The 16,379-nt window shown below is 60.8% G+C and carries 17 protein-coding genes; 1 reads left to right on the forward strand and 16 read right to left on the reverse strand.

The genetic code is table 11. The features are described 5' to 3' along the window. Positions 1 to 20: 20 nt before the first annotated feature. The 15 genes from GWQ29_RS15005 to GWQ29_RS15075 form a co-directional block, all read right to left on the reverse strand. Positions 21 to 938 (reverse strand): type II secretion system protein, encoded by a 918-nt coding sequence (locus tag GWQ29_RS15005; protein WP_275919751.1) that lies wholly within the window; start codon positions 936 to 938, stop codon positions 21 to 23. Continuing rightward, the gene (locus GWQ29_RS15010) at positions 938 to 1,561 is read right to left on the reverse strand and encodes a prepilin-type N-terminal cleavage/methylation domain-containing protein (protein ID WP_275919752.1); all 624 of its coding nucleotides are present in this window, start codon (positions 1,559 to 1,561) and stop codon (positions 938 to 940) included. Before GWQ29_RS15010 ends, GWQ29_RS15005 begins: the two co-directional genes overlap by 1 nt. Then, positions 1,548 to 2,045 (reverse strand): type II secretion system protein, encoded by a 498-nt coding sequence (locus GWQ29_RS15015; protein ID WP_275919753.1) that lies wholly within the window; start codon positions 2,043 to 2,045, stop codon positions 1,548 to 1,550. Before GWQ29_RS15015 ends, GWQ29_RS15010 begins: the two co-directional genes overlap by 14 nt. A 61-nt stretch (positions 2,046 to 2,106) precedes the next feature. After that, positions 2,107 to 2,544 carry a prepilin-type N-terminal cleavage/methylation domain-containing protein gene (locus tag GWQ29_RS15020; protein WP_241280125.1) on the reverse strand — a complete coding sequence of 146 codons (438 nt, stop codon included), beginning with the start codon at positions 2,542 to 2,544 and terminating at the stop codon, positions 2,107 to 2,109. A 14-nt stretch (positions 2,545 to 2,558) separates the two neighbouring features. After that, positions 2,559 to 3,230, reverse strand: a complete 672-nt coding sequence (locus GWQ29_RS15025; protein WP_275919754.1) for a type II secretion system protein — start codon at positions 3,228 to 3,230, stop codon at positions 2,559 to 2,561. A gap of 77 nt (positions 3,231 to 3,307) precedes the next feature. Next, positions 3,308 to 3,769 carry a hypothetical protein gene (locus GWQ29_RS15030; protein WP_275919755.1) on the reverse strand — a complete coding sequence of 154 codons (462 nt, stop codon included), beginning with the start codon at positions 3,767 to 3,769 and terminating at the stop codon, positions 3,308 to 3,310. A gap of 350 nt (positions 3,770 to 4,119) precedes the next feature. After that, a complete protein-coding gene (gene mshG / locus GWQ29_RS15035) occupies positions 4,120 to 5,340 on the reverse strand; it encodes an MSHA fimbrial biogenesis protein MshG (protein ID WP_125608585.1) in 1,221 nt (406 codons plus the stop codon). Between the two features lie 74 nt (positions 5,341 to 5,414). Next, the gene (gene mshE, locus GWQ29_RS15040; RefSeq protein ID WP_275919756.1) at positions 5,415 to 7,127 is read right to left on the reverse strand and encodes an MSHA fimbrial ATPase MshE; all 1,713 of its coding nucleotides are present in this window, start codon (positions 7,125 to 7,127) and stop codon (positions 5,415 to 5,417) included. A gap of 32 nt (positions 7,128 to 7,159) precedes the next feature. Continuing rightward, positions 7,160 to 8,224, reverse strand: coding sequence for a tetratricopeptide repeat protein (locus GWQ29_RS15045; RefSeq protein WP_275919757.1), 1,065 nt, complete (start codon positions 8,222 to 8,224; stop codon positions 7,160 to 7,162). After that, complete coding sequence (locus GWQ29_RS15050; RefSeq protein ID WP_275919758.1) at positions 8,221 to 9,111, reverse strand: AAA family ATPase; 891 nt, start codon at positions 9,109 to 9,111, stop codon at positions 8,221 to 8,223. Before GWQ29_RS15050 ends, GWQ29_RS15045 begins: the two co-directional genes overlap by 4 nt. A 92-nt stretch (positions 9,112 to 9,203) precedes the next feature. Further along, entirely contained in the window at positions 9,204 to 10,883 is a 1,680-nt protein-coding gene (mshL, locus tag GWQ29_RS15055) for a pilus (MSHA type) biogenesis protein MshL (RefSeq protein WP_275919759.1), read from the reverse strand. Between the two features lie 70 nt (positions 10,884 to 10,953). Continuing rightward, on the reverse strand, positions 10,954 to 11,274 hold the full coding sequence (locus GWQ29_RS15060) for an MSHA biogenesis protein MshK (RefSeq protein ID WP_265433522.1): 321 nt from the start codon (positions 11,272 to 11,274) through the stop codon (positions 10,954 to 10,956). Beyond that, a complete protein-coding gene (locus GWQ29_RS15065) occupies positions 11,267 to 11,914 on the reverse strand; it encodes an MSHA biogenesis protein MshJ (RefSeq protein WP_125597285.1) in 648 nt (215 codons plus the stop codon). Before GWQ29_RS15065 ends, GWQ29_RS15060 begins: the two co-directional genes overlap by 8 nt. Beyond that, complete coding sequence (locus GWQ29_RS15070; RefSeq protein ID WP_021139571.1) at positions 11,914 to 12,507, reverse strand: PilN domain-containing protein; 594 nt, start codon at positions 12,505 to 12,507, stop codon at positions 11,914 to 11,916. The genes GWQ29_RS15065 and GWQ29_RS15070 overlap by 1 nt, the downstream gene beginning before the upstream one ends. Next, on the reverse strand, positions 12,507 to 13,370 hold the full coding sequence (locus GWQ29_RS15075; protein ID WP_005316385.1) for a hypothetical protein: 864 nt from the start codon (positions 13,368 to 13,370) through the stop codon (positions 12,507 to 12,509). The genes GWQ29_RS15070 and GWQ29_RS15075 overlap by 1 nt, the downstream gene beginning before the upstream one ends. 69 nt (positions 13,371 to 13,439) lie before the next feature. Between GWQ29_RS15075 and GWQ29_RS15080 the strand changes: the two genes are divergently transcribed. Next, positions 13,440 to 14,387: a pyridoxal-phosphate dependent enzyme gene (locus GWQ29_RS15080; RefSeq protein WP_275919760.1), complete on the forward strand. Its 948-nt coding sequence runs from the start codon at positions 13,440 to 13,442 to the stop codon at positions 14,385 to 14,387. Between the two features lie 22 nt (positions 14,388 to 14,409). Here the strand turns inward: GWQ29_RS15080 and GWQ29_RS15085 are convergent, their stop codons facing one another. Next, on the reverse strand, positions 14,410 to 16,338 hold the full coding sequence (locus GWQ29_RS15085; protein WP_265462747.1) for an EAL domain-containing protein: 1,929 nt from the start codon (positions 16,336 to 16,338) through the stop codon (positions 14,410 to 14,412). Between the last annotated feature and the right edge of the window lie 41 nt (positions 16,339 to 16,379).

A 16,379-nucleotide genomic window follows, 5' to 3' on the forward strand; every position in this document is an offset into this window, starting at 1 on the left:
TGCGTCCAAGCGCGTGTGTATCAGGGCACATTGAGCACCTCTATCTTGTGGTTGAAGGTAACTGACTCCCCTTTGCGCTCGAACACAAAGCGCATGCCAAACTCCCCTTCTGTATTGAAGGCCGAAGTCTCCCGATAGAAGCTGCCAGTGCGTAGCGACTCTGCCATCAAGGTTCCCAAAGGCATGGTACTGCTAGCGCCACTGAGCACACTGGTGGCCCGGTACAAGGCACCACCTTGGGCACAATAGCGCACCTGCTCGCGGGCAAAGTAGACCCGGCGGCCTGGCGAGATCCCGGCCAGACTCTCGGTGCTGGAATAACGAATGGTTTGCGCCCCGGATACGGGAGCCAGCACATCCACAACCTTGGCCACACAGCGTCCGTAATCGCAGCCAGCGATCAGCGAACCGGCATTTTTGTCCGGCACGGGGAAGACAATCATCAAGTCACCTTCGGTGACTGCATTGGCATCCTGGTTCAGTGGATTGGCAGCCGAGGCGGGGGTTGCCATCACCAGCTCCTGGGTGGCGCTGCTACCTGATATCGCACGATTCAGGGCAACATAACGGCTGGAGGTGCTGATGGGCCAGAAACTCAGGCAAGGGCCCGCGTCGACCCAGACCCCATCTGTCGTCTCGATGCGCTCTGATCCGGGCACCGCATCGCGAACTTCGCGGTTGAGTCGCTCCATGGCGAAGCGGGCATCGCTCATCAACTGCTCGCGACTACTGGCATCGCCATAGATCTGGCTGCCAATGCCGATAAACTGGCTGGTAAAGGTTGCCATTATGCCCAGCAGCAGGATCACCATCACCAGCTCGACCAGGGTAAAACCGCGGGCACGCCCAAGTCTGGCGCAGGTTCGATTCGCCTGCCGGCGTAATCGGACATCGGAAGCATGATTGGACACTCGGACACGATCGCAAAGCCGACCCATCAGTAGTTCCCCCGATAGAAGGAGAAGTCGAGCAGACTCTCGTCAGGCAGCTTTACTTGCAGATCAATGCGTTTGCCCACAGAGCAGGGGGCCGTGCAGCTTTTGAAAGTGCCATCGCTGAAATCGACCCCGCTCACCGCAATTTTCACTTGGTAGTTGCGATACTCCTCGCCGCTGATCCCCGCCGCAGTCTGGGTAAACCGATTGGCATCCACCCAGTTGCCCGCGGTATCGAAGTCATCCACATCGTTGTAGGCATAAGGTGCTGGCTCGCCATCGGGGCCATAGGCACTGGGTTGCCAACCGGTAATGGCCGGAGCGGGAGGCCGCTGGGTGCATGCCACACCGACAGGGCAGCTGCAGTCCCCATAAAACTGGCCATTGAAGATCTCACCACAGCGATAGCGGCCACCGTTATGATCCGACTGCTCATCGAACGACTTTTGCAACATCTCGCCGGCCAGACGCTGGGCCAGCTGGGCGGCACGCACCTGCTGCACCGGATCCACCGCCTGGGGCGCCTGATTGATCAAGAGCCCCAGAATGCCGGTCAGCGCCACCGCCAGCAGCACTATGCCGACAATCAGCTCTATCAGGGTAAAGCCGCGATCAAGGGATCTCATGGATATACCCCTCGGGCTCTATCTTGATGCGGCCCGTTTCGCGGCCATCCGTTACCTGCAGGGTACAGCCATTGGTTGTGGAGCAATCCCCTTGTGGGCGGCCCATATGATCAAAATGCAGCACAAAGCGGGTATTGCCGTTCAGGGTGACAGCGATATCGGCAGAGGGGGTAACCAGGCGGCCACGAGTGCGCAAATTGTCGCTCCAGCCACTGACCAGATCATCGCTGGATGGACAGGTGGCAGCAAAAGTGCGGTGGGCAAAACGGGGGGAGACAACAATCAGTTGAGTACAGCGATTGGTGGCTTCATGCATATTGACGGTCTGCACCAGCCGCAGCCGGGCCAGCAGTTCGTCGCGTACGGTTTGAGTTTCAAAGCCGCCTTTGCCCAGCCACTTGGGCACGGCAAAGGCGGCCAGAATCCCGAGCAGCAGGATCACAATAACCAGTTCAATCAGGGTAAAGCCCTTGGCTGCAGGCATTGGGATTCTCACAAGAGGAAAGAGAAAGCGAGGCCGAAGCCTCGCTGAATTGTCGATCTTATTAGCTACAGTTGGCACCGCTTAGAGATACCGAGAAAGTGCCACCTGCCACTGACGGGGCGGTGTAAATAACCTGGCAGCTGTTGGCTTGGCTAGAAGTGTAAACACCATCGTCATTTTTCTGCTCCCAGCTACCATCCACCGTTACTGCATTGCCGATACCAGCTTTATTTGCAGTCGGATAACCAAAGGCAGTGGACACGGTACTAGTGCCTGCGGAAACTGACGCGGTTGGATCTTTCTCTTTGCCATCCAGAGCTGACCGGCTATAAACCAGCTGAGCACCACTTTGCAAAGCCGCCGCAACGCCCTGTGCAGCAGCCTGATTTGCATCATCCTGCAAATTCAGGAACTTGGGTGCAGCGGTCACTGCCAGAATGCCCAGAATGATGATCACTATGACCAGCTCGATCAGGGTAAAACCCGCCTGTTTTTTCATTTTACTATCCTCTGTCAATTGATATTGGTGGTCACCTGACCGGAAGCCGGACGGTAACTGAAACTCATGAATGCATCAGTACTACCTTGCGGATCCTGATACTTGCCATCACTACCCTTACTCAAACTATTGACCAGATAGTAGCGGCAGACCGAGTCCAGGCCGTTATTGGTCACACTGACATAGTATTTCAGGTCATTGCCGCTACCGCTCACCTCGCTGAAGCTGGCGGTAGCCTTGGGTGGGTTCTGTAATAATCCCTCCCAAATCTTGAGACAGCGCTGGGCTGTCAGGTTGGCCGGGTCCACATCTATGCCGCCCCCTGCCGATGTATCCATGGGATAGCCTGGCGAGAGATCGCCATTGCTGACCTGCGTCTCGGTCGGAGTCGTCAGATAGAAACGAGAGCCGTCATACAACACAGTGTTCTGACCGTCCTCCTTGGGACGTCCTTCTGCCTCCCACTGGGCCCGTACCAGCGAAACCGCAGTGGCGAAACCGCCAGAGACCCCCTCCACGCTGGCCTTCTTGGCTTCATCGGTCACATCGAGGAAGCGAGGCAGGGCGGTCACCGCCAGTATTCCCAGGATAACGATGACGATCACCAGCTCGATCAACGAGAAACCGGCTGCCCTACTCGTCATCATCGACGCGGGATGTGTTGGTGCCATTCGATTTGTTGCCATGGTCCCTCCGTAATAACCCGCATTATTTCATGCAGATATAAAAAAATCATTTAACTGAGCCACACTATCGGCCTCATTCAAGGCTTTAGTGTCACTCTGCCATCATAAAATTGATAAATCAGCCAATTATCTTCCCACCCGAACTCGCATCCCGTGCCATCTCGGCTCGCCATGGCCTGCAACGGCGGCAGGGCCTGGCTCTGTGTGCCAATGATCAACGACCAGAGCTGGCGGCAATTTTCCGAAGGGGCCAGCAGCGCATCAACACCCAGTGGCCAGCCCCTGGCATCGAATTGCCAGGCCACCCCATCTGCATGCAGGACGGCGGGACGGCGCTGATCCAGCCAGAGACCGTGCAACCTTTGTACCCGCTCGGCAAACTGCTCCCCCAGCAGGGTCAGGCTAAGGGCCAGCGCCTCGGCCCTGTGGCTACGATAGCTCTGGGCCAGGGTCGCCACCATGATCAGCAGCAAGATCAGCACGGCCATCCGTCGATACCCTCCCAGCCAGCGATCATCCTGTTGTGACTGTCTGTTCAACTGCACCTCTCCCGTACCCTGTTGATCATCCACTCCGCATCAGGCCCTTACGTTGAAATAAAGAGCCTGCTTATTTTCCGCGTACGGCGCTCATCATGACCCACCATAGGGAGGGTAAAGATGCCGCTTATTTTCCGCGTACGGCACTCATCATGTCCCACCATCGGGAGGGTAAAGATGCCGCTTATTTGCCGCGCACCGCGCTCATCATTTCCCCCCACCAGGAGGAGGAAAGATCATTATTTACCCCTTACAGCACGCATCATGTCCCACTATCGGGAGGGTAAAGATACCTGCTTATTTGCCGCGTACGGCACTCATCATTCCCCCATCAGGAGGAGTAAAGATCATCACTTGCCGCGTACGGCGCTCATCATGTCCCACATGGGCGTAAAGATACCCAGTGCCAGCACCAATACCATGACGGCCACGATCCCGATCAGGATGGGCTCGATACGGGCGGTCAGGCTCTTGAGGTCATAATCCACCTCTCGCTCGTAATACTCAGCCGCCTCGTGCAACAGATCATCCACCTGACCCGTCTCTTCCCCCACCGCTATCATCTGCATCACCAGGGGCGTAAACAGACCGCTGCTGCCGGCAGTGCGCAGCAGGCTCTCGCCCCGCTCTATACCGGCCCGCATGTCGCGGATCTGAGCCGCCATATAAGCGTTGTCCACCGCATCGGCCACCAGGGTCAGCGCAGTATTGAGCGGCACACCTGCCTTGAGCATCATGGAAAAGCTGCGCGCAAAACGGGCCAGCAGGGAGCGCTCTATGATGGTACCGACAATGGGCAATTTGAGTTGCCATCTGTGCCAGGTCAGCTTGCCCTTGACAGTGGCAACCCAGCGCCGCCAGCCAAACACCATGGCCAGCAGAATGCCGAGCAGCAACCACCAGTAGTTGACAAAAAAGTGGGAGGTAGCGAGCAGGATCCGGGTGGCCAGTGGCAGCTCGACCCCGAACTTGGCAAACATGCCGGCGAAGACCGGGATCACCATGATATTGAGGATCACCATGGCGATGCCGATGGCAATCATCACGAAGCTGGGATAGCGCATGGCGGTCTTGATCCGCTTGCGGGTCTCCAGCTCCAGCTCGAAATAGTTAGCCAGTTGCAGGAAGGCCTCTTCCAGCTGACCCGTGTTCTCGCCCACGTGAATGATGGCGACGAACAGGCTGCTGAACACCCTGGGGTGCGCCTGCATGGAGCTGGACAGGGGCCGACCGTTGCCGAGATCCTCTCCCAGCGCATGCAGCGCCCGCTTGAGCGGCTTGCTGTGGGCTGTCTCTTCCAGGCCAGCGATGGCACGCAGTATGGGAATCCCTGCCCGGGTCAGGGCATACATCTGGCGGCTGAATACCACCAGCTCGTCCAGCTTGACGCCACCTTCCAGCAGCAAAGACCAGTCGATGGCCGCGGATTTCGCCTTGCCGGGTTTGAGTTCGGTGGGCATCACGCCACGGCGCATCAGCTGCTCGGCGGCAGCCATCTCGTTGGCAGCATCGACCACGCCATTGACGGCATTGCCCTGACTGTCGCGACCCTTGTAGGCGAAGGTATTCATGCCGCGCCCCGCACAAGCCGAGTGGCAGGGCGCTGCCGTCCGGGTTGATCATTGCCGATGAAGTTGGTCATCACTTACCCCAGGTCCTCGGCCAACCGCAGCACCTCGTCCACCGACGTGATCCCCTGGCGGGCATAATCGAGCGCTGTCAGGGCCAGCGGCCGGTAGTGCTCATGCTGACGCGCCGCCTTGGCAAAGCCTTCCGCATCGTTGCGGCGCAGGGCATCCATCATGGGTTGATCCAGCTCCAGCAGCTCGTAGACACCGATCCGGCCAGAGTAGCCGGTGAAGTTGCAGCTCTGGCAGCCAGGTCCCTTGTGGTAGACATGCTGACCCGGCTCCTCGCCGGAAAGCACCCTCAGCCAAGTCGCCTGTCCCTCGTCAGGCGCCTTCTCCTCGACGCAGTGCTCGCACACCCGCCGCACCAGCCGCTGGGCGATGACGGCACGCAGCGCGCTCGCCACCAGATAGCCAGGCGCGCCCATGTCGATGAGACGCAGGGCGCTGGTGACTGCATCGTTGGTGTGCAATGTGGTGAGCACCAGATGGCCCGTGATGGCGCCACGCAGGCCTATCTCCACCGTCTCGTTGTCCCGCATCTCGCCCACCAGCAAGATGTCCGGATCCTGACGCAGGGTGGAGCGCAACACATGGGAGAAGGTGAGGCCTATCTTGGGATTGACCTGCACCTGATTGACCCTGGACAAGCGGTATTCCACCGGGTCTTCCACCGTGATGATCTTGTTGCTGGCCTGATTGAGTTCCGACAGAGCGCCATACAGGGTGGTGGTCTTGCCGCTCCCGGTCGGGCCTGTCACCAGTATCATGCCGTGGGGGCGCTTGAGCTGGCGACGGAAGCGGGTCAGTATCTCCGGCGGCATGCCGGTTTCGCTCAGGGACAATATGCCGGAGGATTGATCCAGCAGCCGCATCACCACTGACTCACCGTACTGCACCGGCATGGTGGACATACGCACATCCACGTCCCGACCGCGCACCTTCATGTTGAAGCGGCCATCCTGGGGCAGTCGCTTCTCGGAGATGTCGAGCCCGGCCACCAGCTTGAGGCGCAGCACCAGCGCCTGGGCAATGCGCACTTCGTTGAGAATATTCTCGTGCAGTATGCCGTCGATCCGCTGGCGAATGCGCAGCACCTTCTCATCCGGCTCGATATGGATATCGGACGCCCCCACCTGCACCGCATCCTCGAACAGGGAGCGTAGCAGCTTGGCCACCGTCGCCTCCCCCTCGTCGCCGGCGCCCACCAGGTTGCTGGAACCCAGCTCGAAGCCGGAGTCCTGATACTCCTCGTGCAGCTGTTCGGCAAAGCTCTCTATCTCGCGGGTACGGCGGTAGAGGCGGTCGAAATACTCCAGCAGCTGACCTTCACGCGCTACCGCCAGCACCATTTCTCTTGGGCTGAGCAAGGCCGCTATGGCGTCGAGGGCACTCAGATCCGCCGGATCCGACATGGCCACAGTCACCCGGTTGTCGGTGAGATTGACCGCCAGGGCGCGATAACGGCGCGCCTGAACCTCGGGCAGAAGCGGTACCGCAGAAGCGTCTATGGTGAGGTTGTTGAGATCGAAGAAGGGCACGTCCAGCTGGCGGGCGAGGAACTGCAGCAGCTGCACCTCGCTGATGAAGCCGAGATCGATCAGTGTGGTGCCCAGCTTGCGACCGGTCTGACGCTGCTGCTGCAGGGCGAGCTGCAGTTGATCATCCGAGATGATCTGCTCTTGTACCAGCAGGTCGCCGAGGCGCATTTTCAGTCTGGGTTGTGCCATGCAAACTCCAAAAAAGTTAACTGTCCCGCCCGTCAGGGGGCAAGCTGGGCAATTCGCTGTTCAATCCAGCGGGTCGACGCCTCGCCGAGGTTGCCATGCAACTGGGCATTGCGATAGGCATCGAGCGCCCGCAGGCTGTGGCCCTGGCCATCTTCGGCCACACCGAGCCCGAGCCACCAGCGCCCCTGATCAGGCTGCTGACGCAGCAATTTCACATAGATCTCTGCCGCCTCGGCGTTGCGGCCCAGCTCCTGGGTCAACCCGGCCCAGGTGGCGTAATAATCCAGATTGCTGGCCAAGTCAGGTTGATAACCTGTCAGCCAGCCAAGTGCCTTGAGCTGATCGCCGCCGCTGATGGCAAGCCGTGCCAGCAGCAGACGAAAATCCGCCTGCGCTGGATCGAGCCGTATCCCCTCTTCCAGCAACTGGCCAGCCTCACTCAGCAGCCCCTCGCCGTAGAGCAGACCCGCCAGCTGTTCGCGGGCACCCTGATTGTGGGGGTCGTGAACCAGCACCTGATAGTAGTTGTCCTGGGCGTCGCGCAGTTGCCCCCTGGCCATGGCGGTAGTGGCCTTGCGCTCGGCCAGGGTGGCCAGTTCGGCCTCGGAGAGGTTCACCGTCTCTATCTTCAGCACCCCCGGTTTGCGCGGCGGCGGGGCGACCGCCTCTTGTTCCGCTTCCAGCTCGGCATAGAGCTCAGGTTGCAGCTCTTCATCGCTCGGCGGAGCCTCTTCATAGGCGATCTCATCCTGCTCTTGCGCCAGCCCGGGTTCGACTGCAGGCCGAGAGCGGGTCTCGGGCCCGGAACCCGGGGTGGGCAAAGCCACCACCAGATCCACTGGCTCCTGCTCTACATAGGCCGGCGTGGCGGGCACGGCGCGGGCAACGGCATCAGGCCCCGGCTCGCTGGCCTGGGCAAGACTCTGCTGCCAGTAAATCCAGGTCCGCCAGCCCAGAATGCCGAGGGCCAGGCCGCAGATCAGGGTCAGCACCAGCATCCACCAACCCTGTTGCCGCACGGGCGGCACATAGACGGCCCCCTCGCCGCCTTGCTGCCGCTGCTCCAGATCCTTGAGCATCTGATTGATCACGCTCATGGCCAGACTCCATAAGCCAGGGCACACCCCAGCAACAGTAACAGGGGCCACCAGCGCAACGGCGCAAAGCGGCTGGCATCGTCGGTATCACGAATGGCAAGCCGCACCAGACGGCTGTCTATCTGGCGAGCCCCCTGGCCATAGGCCAGCATTAGGCACTTCTGCGCCAGTATGTTGATAAGCCTGGGGATCCCGCGCGACGCCCGCCACAGCAGGCGCATGGCGCGACTGGCAAACAGCGGCGCACCGCGATAGCCGGAGATCTGCAATCTGTGCTCCAGATAGGCTCGGGTCTCGTCAAAACGCAGGGGGCGCAGGCAGTAGGAAAAGCCGATCCGCTGACGCAACTGGCGCAAATGAGGCTTTGCCAGCCGGGCGTCCAGCTCGGGCTGACCGAACAGCACTATCTGGAGCAGCTTGTTCGACTCCGTCTCCAGGTTGCCAAACAGCCGGATCGCCTCCAGGGTCTCGTCCGGCAGGGCCTGCGCTTCGTCGATCAGCACCACCACTCGACTGCCCTGCTGATGCAGGCTGATAAGGTGGCGATGAATACGATCCGTGAGATCCAGCTCAGCCCCCTCCCGCACCGACAATCCCAGCTCCAGCGCCAGGGCTGTGCGCAGCTCGGCCGGCGTGAGGTGCGGGTTGGGCAACCAGGCCAGACGCACGGGGTGAGCCTCAGACCCCAGCTCGCTCAACAGCTTGCGGCAGAGCAGTGTCTTGCCGGTACCCACCTCGCCGGTCACCTTGATGAAGCCCTCCCCCTGTGCCAGCGCCCAGTTCAGCACCTGCAACGCCTCTTCGTGGGGCGGCAAACCATAGTAAAAACCCGTGTTGGGGGTGAGGCCGAACGGCGCCTCCAGCAAGCCGAAGTGGTTCAGGTACATGGGTTGTCACCTGCCATCCCGAGCAAGCAGCCTGCGGTGACGCAGGGCAAGAGGGCACATGGGGTAAGGCTGACCGCGCGCTGCTTCATGGCTTAGCCCTTGGGCGGATACCACTTGTCCAGCAGATCGGCGCTGCGTTTCAGCTCGTTCTGCCAGGTGTCTTTCTCCACCACGGTTGGCTTGAGCATGATCACCAGCTCCACCTTCTTGGTGCTCTCGCGGCGGTTGGTGAAGGCTTCGCCAATCCAGGGAATGTCCCCCAGCAGCGGCACCTTGCTGACGATCTCCTGCTTGTCGGTCTTCATCAGGCCGCCGATGACTATAATGTCGCCGTTGTTGGCCTGCACCACTGTATCGGACTCGCGGATCGAACTCTTGGCCAGCGGCAGAGTCATCTTGCCGCCTGTGGTGCCCAAATCGATCGTCTTGTTTTGCTCTTCGGTATCAATGACAGAGGGGTGAATGTGCAGTAGCACCCTGCCCTCTTCGTCGATCTGCGGCGTCACGTCCAGCGCTATGCCGGAGAAGAAGGGGGTCAACTCCACATTGGGCGTCCGCTCTGATCCTGTTGTAGTAGAGGTGATGGTTGTCGTCGCATTGGTGACGAAGTACTCGTCCGTCCCCACCTTGATCACCGCCTTCTGATTGTTGGTCGCCGTCACCCGCGGGCTGGAAAGGGTGTTTACATCCCCCTGGGTCTTGAGCAAGTTGACCGCCACGTTGAAGTTGCCGTCGGAGATCTTGAAACCGGCCCCGCCCCCCAGCGCGGTGAAGATCTGATTGGGGGTCGTGGGCAACTGGGTCGGCGAGAGAGAGCCGCCACCGGTAATGCCCTTGTTGCCATCCCAGCTGGCGGAGAGACCGCTCCAGTCCACCCCCTGCTCATAGCCTTCGCTTAGAGCCACCTCCATAATCCGCGCCTCCAGCACCACCTGGCGCTTGAGGTGGGTTTCGGACTGACTGAGGAATTCGCGCACCGCTTTAAGCTCTTTTGGATAGGCGCGGATGGTGACCAGACCCGCCTGCGGGCTGGTGATGACGGCACGACCATCGCCACTGCCGATCAGCATCTCCAGCGAGGTGCGCAGATCGGTCCAGTAGTCGCTGTTGGTGCCCGTTTCTATCTGGGTACCGTTCGATGTCGTCTGGGTACTGGAGTTGCTAGAAATACCTGTGCCATTTTGGTTAGAAGATATTTCAGCGCTGCTGCTGGAGTTGATGCCGCCGTTGTTTGAATTGTTGTCGTTGGCCGTCACCCCGCCGGTACTGACAGAGGTGCGGGACAGACCCCGGCGGGACATCATCAGATAGTTCACAGGTATGGTTTCGGTGCGCAGGCCAGCCGGATAGACGTGGAACACGTTACCCTTGCGCTGCACGTCGAAGCCGTACATGTCACCCACCACGGCCAGCACCTCGGGCAGGGTCACGTCCTTGAGCTCGACGGAAACCAGCCCGCCTACCCCTGGATGCACGGCCACGCTGTAACGGGAGCCCTTGAACAGGGAGCCGAAAAACTCCACCGCCTCCACATCGTGGGCGGCGATACGCAGCCGCTGCTCCGGCATGCTGATGGCCTGGGGCGGCCGGTTCATCTGCAACAGTTCGCTTTGTACCGACTTGGGGACGGTCGCCAGGGCGCCGACCTTGTTCTGCTCGGTCATGGCGTGTTTCAGTGCGTCCTTGGCCTGCACGGGTTCGGGGTGCCGGTAGCTGGTACAGCCTGCAGCCAGAACGGCTACGGAGATCAGGCAGAGATGATTTTTTTTCATGTAATGAGTGCACCCTGACTTGCAATTAAACTCGACAAACCTTGCCCCGCCCATCCCGGGCAGGGCCCGTTCAGATACGGACCTTGCTGGCAAACAGGGTCAGCGACTGACGCTTGCCCCCCTTCTCCAGCACAACGGCATCTGCACTGATGGCCACCAGTCGATATCCCTCGACCTGCTGGCCTACCCGGTAACTTTTTCCGTTGAGCACCGCCAGCGCCGGGCCGTTGCCCAGCACCACGCTCTGCAACTTGGGCAGACCGGCGCTCGGGCTCTCTACCGCCCCCGCCTGGCTGTTGATTCCCTCGAGCGGTTCGGTGGGATCCTGCAGCACCTCGGCCTTGGCCACTGAGCCCAGCAGGCAACACAATAGCGTCAGCCATCTAACCACGAATAAACTCCTTGCTGGTGCTCAGGGTGTAGATTTCCATCTCCACCACCGCCTTGGGGTGCGCTTCCACCCGATAGTCAAACTGCTTCCAGTAGAAGTGACGAGGCAGCGCCTCCAGCGCTTTCAGGTACTGATACACATCGAAATAACCGCCTTCCAGTTTGAGGCGAATACCGTGCTTGAACAGGTTGATGCCCTGATCCCCCGCCATCAGCGGCTCAGGGGCGAGGGAGGTCAGCGCCAGCATGTGCAGATTGGTGGAGCGTGACAGCAAGGCCTCCAGTACCTCCGGCATCTCGTGGGCCGGGATCAGATCCACCGTCTGGGCCTTGAGTTCGGCATCCAGCTTGCCAAGCTCACCCTCAACCCGCGCCAGCTGCTCCCGTACATTCTGATCGGGATCCCGCGCCAGACGTGCCTGCTTGCCCAGATTCTCGAGATCCATGATCTCCAGATCCCGCTGGGCCGAGGTCAAGGCCACACGCTCCTGCTCAAGGCGCAGGGTGGCATCATCCAGCCAGCCATAAATGCCACCGGCACAGACCAGCACCAGCCCGGTCAACAGTATCAATATCCGCTCGCGCTGGCTGAGGGCGGCAATCTTGTCTGCCCACGCCAGCCATTGTGCTTTCAGGCTCATCAGGGCTTCTCCCGCTCGATACCGCTGAGCTGGAAGGCCAGGCGGCCCTCCTTGTCACGGCTCAGGGTCAATTCACCAAACTGCTTGCCCGCCAGCGACGGTGTCTGCTTGAAACGGTTTACCCAGGCGGGCACATCCTGGCTGCGACCGGCGAAGCCGGAGATATTGATACGCCCCTCGGCGATCTCGATCCGCTGCAAGGAGAGCTGTTTGTCCCGAATGCGGGAGAGATCGGCCATCAGGCCGGCGTAGCCCTGGGATTTTTGCAACGCCAGGCTGCCCAGCTGACGCATCAGCCCCTGCTTGGCAGTCAACTCTTCCTGCTTGTTGGCCAGCTGCTGTTGCAACTGTGTGTTGGCCTGATGGCGAGTCAACGCGGCATCCAGCCGCTGGGCCTCCCCACGTTTGACCTCCAGCGCCGCGCGCACCTGTGCCAGTTCACGGCTGACCCCTTGCTGCTGCCAGCCGTAAAAAGCGGCCATGCAGAGCAACAGGATCACGCAGCCCCCCCACACCAGCGCCATCTGATTGAGGCTGGCCCACTGGCGTTTGGGGCGAAACTCTGCGCCATAGAGGTTTATCTGACGTTTCATCAGGCAGGCTCCCCGATGGCTGCGGCATAGGCCGACAGGTACTCAACACCGGCCAGCACAGCCTTGTTGGCCATGGCGGAGACGGCAAAACCAAAGGTCTGCTCCATGTGGCGCACCAAGGTGCCGATGAAGGAGGAGGCGATGGCGAGCTGCATCTGGCCAAGCTCCGGCAGCTTGAGCTGGCCGGCCAGATAATCGAGGGAGCGCTGGATCTCCAGCGCCAGCGAATCGAGCAGCATGCTGTCCGGCTCATGCTCGCCTGTGAGGGCGGTGAAACCGCGCAGCTGGCGGGAGAAACAGAGCCCGCCCTGATGGAATACCAGCAGTTGCAGATCCTGCCCCCTGGGTTGCCACAGCAACATGCGTACTGTGTTGTCGGCCTCATAAAGCGCCGTCATGGCCAGCTCGTCGCTGACGATGGCATCCAGACTCGCTATGCTGTTGACCGCATCCGCCAGTTGCTGCACCCGCGCCTTGGGCACGCAGATCACGTTGATCCGCGGCCTGCCAGCCGGCGGAGTGGGCAAGTCCACGTAATCCATGGCGAGCTGCAACACGGGCTCGTTGACATAATCCTTGATGGCCCAGGGCAGAGCGCCCGCCATTTCTGCCTCGGGCACGGCGGGCTTGTCGATCTGGACTTGCTGATAAAGAGTGGCGGCGAGTGCGACCCGCACTTTAGACTTGGCGAGGCCATGGCGGCTGAACAGCTCGCTCATGGCAAGCGGCCACTCTTGCGGGCCGTTGATGGCGCGGGTGGCGAAGACAGGGGGGTTGCCCAGCGAGGCCAGCATGATCCGGTCGCTGGCAAGCAGGAGCCCCACCTGACGGCTTGGGGTTGAACGTCTGAAAAGTTGTTTCATTGAAACCCGCACCTGGCTGCATAAAACGCATTAAACCTTAGCATAAACAGGGCATTAGCCTCCAGATAAATGACGGATTACTCATTGTTACCCAGTTCGACCCGCCCGCAGGCGTTTACCCTGCAACCAGCCCGGCTGCCCTCGCCACTGGAAGCCATCTCCCACCCTCTGCTGCGGCAATACGACGTCCAGCTCTGGTGCAAACGAGATGACCTGATCCACCCGACCATCTCGGGCAACAAGTGGCGCAAACTCAAGTACCAGCTGCAACATGCCCGGGAACAGGGCATGCAGCACCTGCTCTCGTTTGGCGGTGCCTATTCCAACCACATTCATGCGCTGGCGGCAGCTGGGAGTCAATCTGGCCTGAGAACTACCGGCATCATACGTGGTGAAGCAGAGGCCGTCAGCAACTCCACCCTGAGCGCAGCAAAAGGCTGGGGCATGGATCTCATTTTTGTCGACCGCCAGAGTTACCGGCGGCGTCAGAACCCCGACTGGCTGGCCCAGTTTGCGGCGGCCGATACCCTGATAGTGCCGGAAGGGGGTAGCAGCCCGCTCGCCATTCCCGGGGTGGCCGAGCTGGTCGACGAGGTGCCCTTCTCGCCGGATCTCTGGGTACTGCCCTGCGCCAGCGGCGGCACCCTGGCTGGCCTGATCGCCGGCAAACGGGATCGGGAGCAGATCCTCGCCATCGCGGTACTGAAAGGAGCAAACTTCATCGCCGACGAGGTACGCCGCCTCCATCCCGCCGCTGCCAGCACGCCCGGCTGGCAGATAGCGCTGGATCACCATGATGGTGGCTATGCCAAATTCAGCCCGGCCCTGTGGCAGTGGGTGCAGGATTTCAGCGCCGAGACAGGCCTGCCGCTGGAACCCATCTACAGCGGCAAGGCGATGTGGGGCCTGTTTCGCGAGCTGGCCGCCGGGCGCATCCCCCGTGGCAGCAAGATAGTCTTTATCCACACAGGTGGCATGCAGGGACTGGCGGGTTTGAAGGAGCAGGGCCGGATCTGAGGGCAGCCCTGCGGCCACACCATCAGGCGCCGGCCGGTTCCATCACCAGCCGCTCCGGCTCGGCGAACCAGGGGCCCTGACCGGCATGAACGCCGAGGTGGCGCAACATCTTCCACTCGTCGCCACTCTCCACCCCGACGGCAATCACCCGGGTACGGGTGTTGGCGCAGCCTCCCACCAGGCTGCGCACCGCCATCTGGTTGACCTGACGGGTGTGGATTTCCCGCACCAGACTGGGGTGAAGCTTGAGGAAGTTGATCTCGAACTCCTTGATGTATTGGGTACTCACCACATCCTGACCGGCGTGGTCGATGGCCAGCTGGCAGCCCAGCATGCGCAGCGCCCGCAGCGGCCGCTTGAGTGCCTCGTAGTGGCGAGTCACCTGGGCTTCGGACAATTGCAGAATCAGCCGCTCGTTGATGCTGCGCGGCAGCTGGAACAGGTCGAAGAAGAGCCAGCGCTGGAACTCCCGGTGCAGCAAACTCTGGGCACAGAGGGTCAGACTGATGGGGCAGCTCTGCTCTGAGCGCTGACGCAGCAGCCGCAGGGTCTGTTCCGCCACCAGCCGATCCAGTGGCAACAGCAGCCCCGCCTTTTCTGCCATGGGCATGAAGACGCCAGCCTGCAACGCCCGCCCCTGCTCGTCGTGAATGCGGATCAGCAAATCCTGCTGAAGCACCACCTGATCCCGCTCCTGCTGCACCGGTTGAACGTAAAAATCGATGCCATGCTCCTCGATGCGGCGGCCTATCAGGGTGCGCCAGCGTACCGTGCCCTTGCTGCTCTGCTCCTCATCCAGCTGCTTCTCGTAGAGGAACCAGCCGGTATGACCCTGCAGTCGCGCGCTCTTGAGCGCCAGTTCGGCCTCTTCCTGCACCTTGAGCAGGGAATCCTGCGCCTGATAGCAGACGGCGCCCAGGTAGACGGCGGTCTCGACGTTGACCGCCGCGGGCCAGTGCAGTCGCTGCAGGCTCTTGTGCAGCTGGCCCGCGCCATCCACCATCTCGCTCTCGGACATGTTGGGCAGCAGCACGGCAAACACCTGACCGGCATAGCGGGCCTGCAGGGCGCCGTTGTGCTTGCGCACGAAGGCAGCGATGGAGGCACTCGCCTCCATCAGCAGATCCTGGCTCTGGCGCCCGCTCAGCTCGGGATCCAGATCCTCCAGACCGGCGAGGTCGATCAGCAGCACGCCGCCGCTCATCACGCTCGCCTCCATGATGGCGCTCTCCAGCCGGTTGTCGAAGAACAGGCGGTTGCCTATGCCTGTCATCTTGTCGACGAAGGCATTGCTGCGGATGAAGTTGTCGAAGCGGCTGCGCTCCTTGCGGGCATCCGCCAGCTCGGCCAGCAGATGATCCAGGGCCTGACTGGCGGAGACGGGCCACTCCTCCGCCGGATCGTGGGCCAGCTTGGTGAGCTTGTTGTCGAGAATAAGCTGGGCCCTTTCGGCCAGCAGCTCGGCACCTCGCAGTTGCAGCCGCAGCCAGCGAATGGAGTACCAGAGCCCGAAGATGACGATGAAGATACCGAGGGAGATGCCGGACATGGCCTTCATGGAGTATTCGAACTCCTTGAACGGTCGCTCCAGCTTGAAGTCGGCTTGCATGCCTGCCTGATGAGAGATGGGCTGGCTGTAGTGGATCAACAGACTCTCGTCGGTCTGCTGTTGCACGTCGCGAAACCAGTAAATCCGCTGCTTGCCCTGACGGATCTCCAGCTCCACCACATGGGCCGAACGCAGCAGGGTCGGCAACCAGCGGGTGAGCTCCTGATGGTCATCGGCCACCTCCAGCTGCTTGTCGATCACCTCGACCAGAGAGTTGACCTTCTTTTGCTGCAGCTCCATCCCCAGCTCACGAAAGCTGAACACACCGCCGAGCAGCACCATGGCCATGGAGGCGATCACGCACAGGGTAATAAACGAGACAAGCTGAGTAGTCAGTTTCATATGCCTTCCGTATGCCCGACAACATCCATGTGGCTTCATCG

It is taken from the genome of Aeromonas sp. 2HA2, assembly GCF_029237345.1.
Taxonomy (GTDB): Bacteria; Pseudomonadota; Gammaproteobacteria; order Enterobacterales; family Aeromonadaceae; genus Aeromonas; species Aeromonas salmonicida.

What these genes read in the sequence shown, in the direction of transcription:
- GWQ29_RS15065 (WP_125597285.1), bottom strand. Translation starts at nt 11,914, where the DNA reads ATGAGCCTGAAAGCACAATGGCTGGCGTGGGCAGACAAGATTGCCGCC.
- GWQ29_RS15015 (WP_275919753.1), bottom strand. Translation starts at nt 2,045, where the DNA reads ATGCCTGCAGCCAAGGGCTTTACCCTGATTGAACTGGTTATTGTGATC.
- GWQ29_RS15025 (WP_275919754.1), bottom strand. Translation starts at nt 3,230, where the DNA reads ATGGCAACAAATCGAATGGCACCAACACATCCCGCGTCGATGATGACG.
- GWQ29_RS15045 (WP_275919757.1), bottom strand. Translation starts at nt 8,224, where the DNA reads ATGAGCGTGATCAATCAGATGCTCAAGGATCTGGAGCAGCGGCAGCAA.
- mshL (WP_275919759.1), bottom strand. Translation starts at nt 10,883, where the DNA reads ATGAAAAAAAATCATCTCTGCCTGATCTCCGTAGCCGTTCTGGCTGCA.
- GWQ29_RS15070 (WP_021139571.1), bottom strand. Translation starts at nt 12,507, where the DNA reads ATGAAACGTCAGATAAACCTCTATGGCGCAGAGTTTCGCCCCAAACGC.
- GWQ29_RS15005 (WP_275919751.1), bottom strand. Translation starts at nt 938, where the DNA reads ATGGGTCGGCTTTGCGATCGTGTCCGAGTGTCCAATCATGCTTCCGAT.
- GWQ29_RS15075 (WP_005316385.1), bottom strand. Translation starts at nt 13,370, where the DNA reads ATGAAACAACTTTTCAGACGTTCAACCCCAAGCCGTCAGGTGGGGCTC.
- GWQ29_RS15050 (WP_275919758.1), bottom strand. Translation starts at nt 9,111, where the DNA reads ATGTACCTGAACCACTTCGGCTTGCTGGAGGCGCCGTTCGGCCTCACC.
- GWQ29_RS15020 (WP_241280125.1), bottom strand. Translation starts at nt 2,544, where the DNA reads ATGAAAAAACAGGCGGGTTTTACCCTGATCGAGCTGGTCATAGTGATC.
- GWQ29_RS15085 (WP_265462747.1), bottom strand. Translation starts at nt 16,338, where the DNA reads ATGAAACTGACTACTCAGCTTGTCTCGTTTATTACCCTGTGCGTGATC.
- GWQ29_RS15010 (WP_275919752.1), bottom strand. Translation starts at nt 1,561, where the DNA reads ATGAGATCCCTTGATCGCGGCTTTACCCTGATAGAGCTGATTGTCGGC.
- mshE (WP_275919756.1), bottom strand. Translation starts at nt 7,127, where the DNA reads ATGGCACAACCCAGACTGAAAATGCGCCTCGGCGACCTGCTGGTACAA.
- mshG (WP_125608585.1), bottom strand. Translation starts at nt 5,340, where the DNA reads ATGAATACCTTCGCCTACAAGGGTCGCGACAGTCAGGGCAATGCCGTC.
- GWQ29_RS15080 (WP_275919760.1), top strand. Translation starts at nt 13,440, where the DNA reads ATGACGGATTACTCATTGTTACCCAGTTCGACCCGCCCGCAGGCGTTT.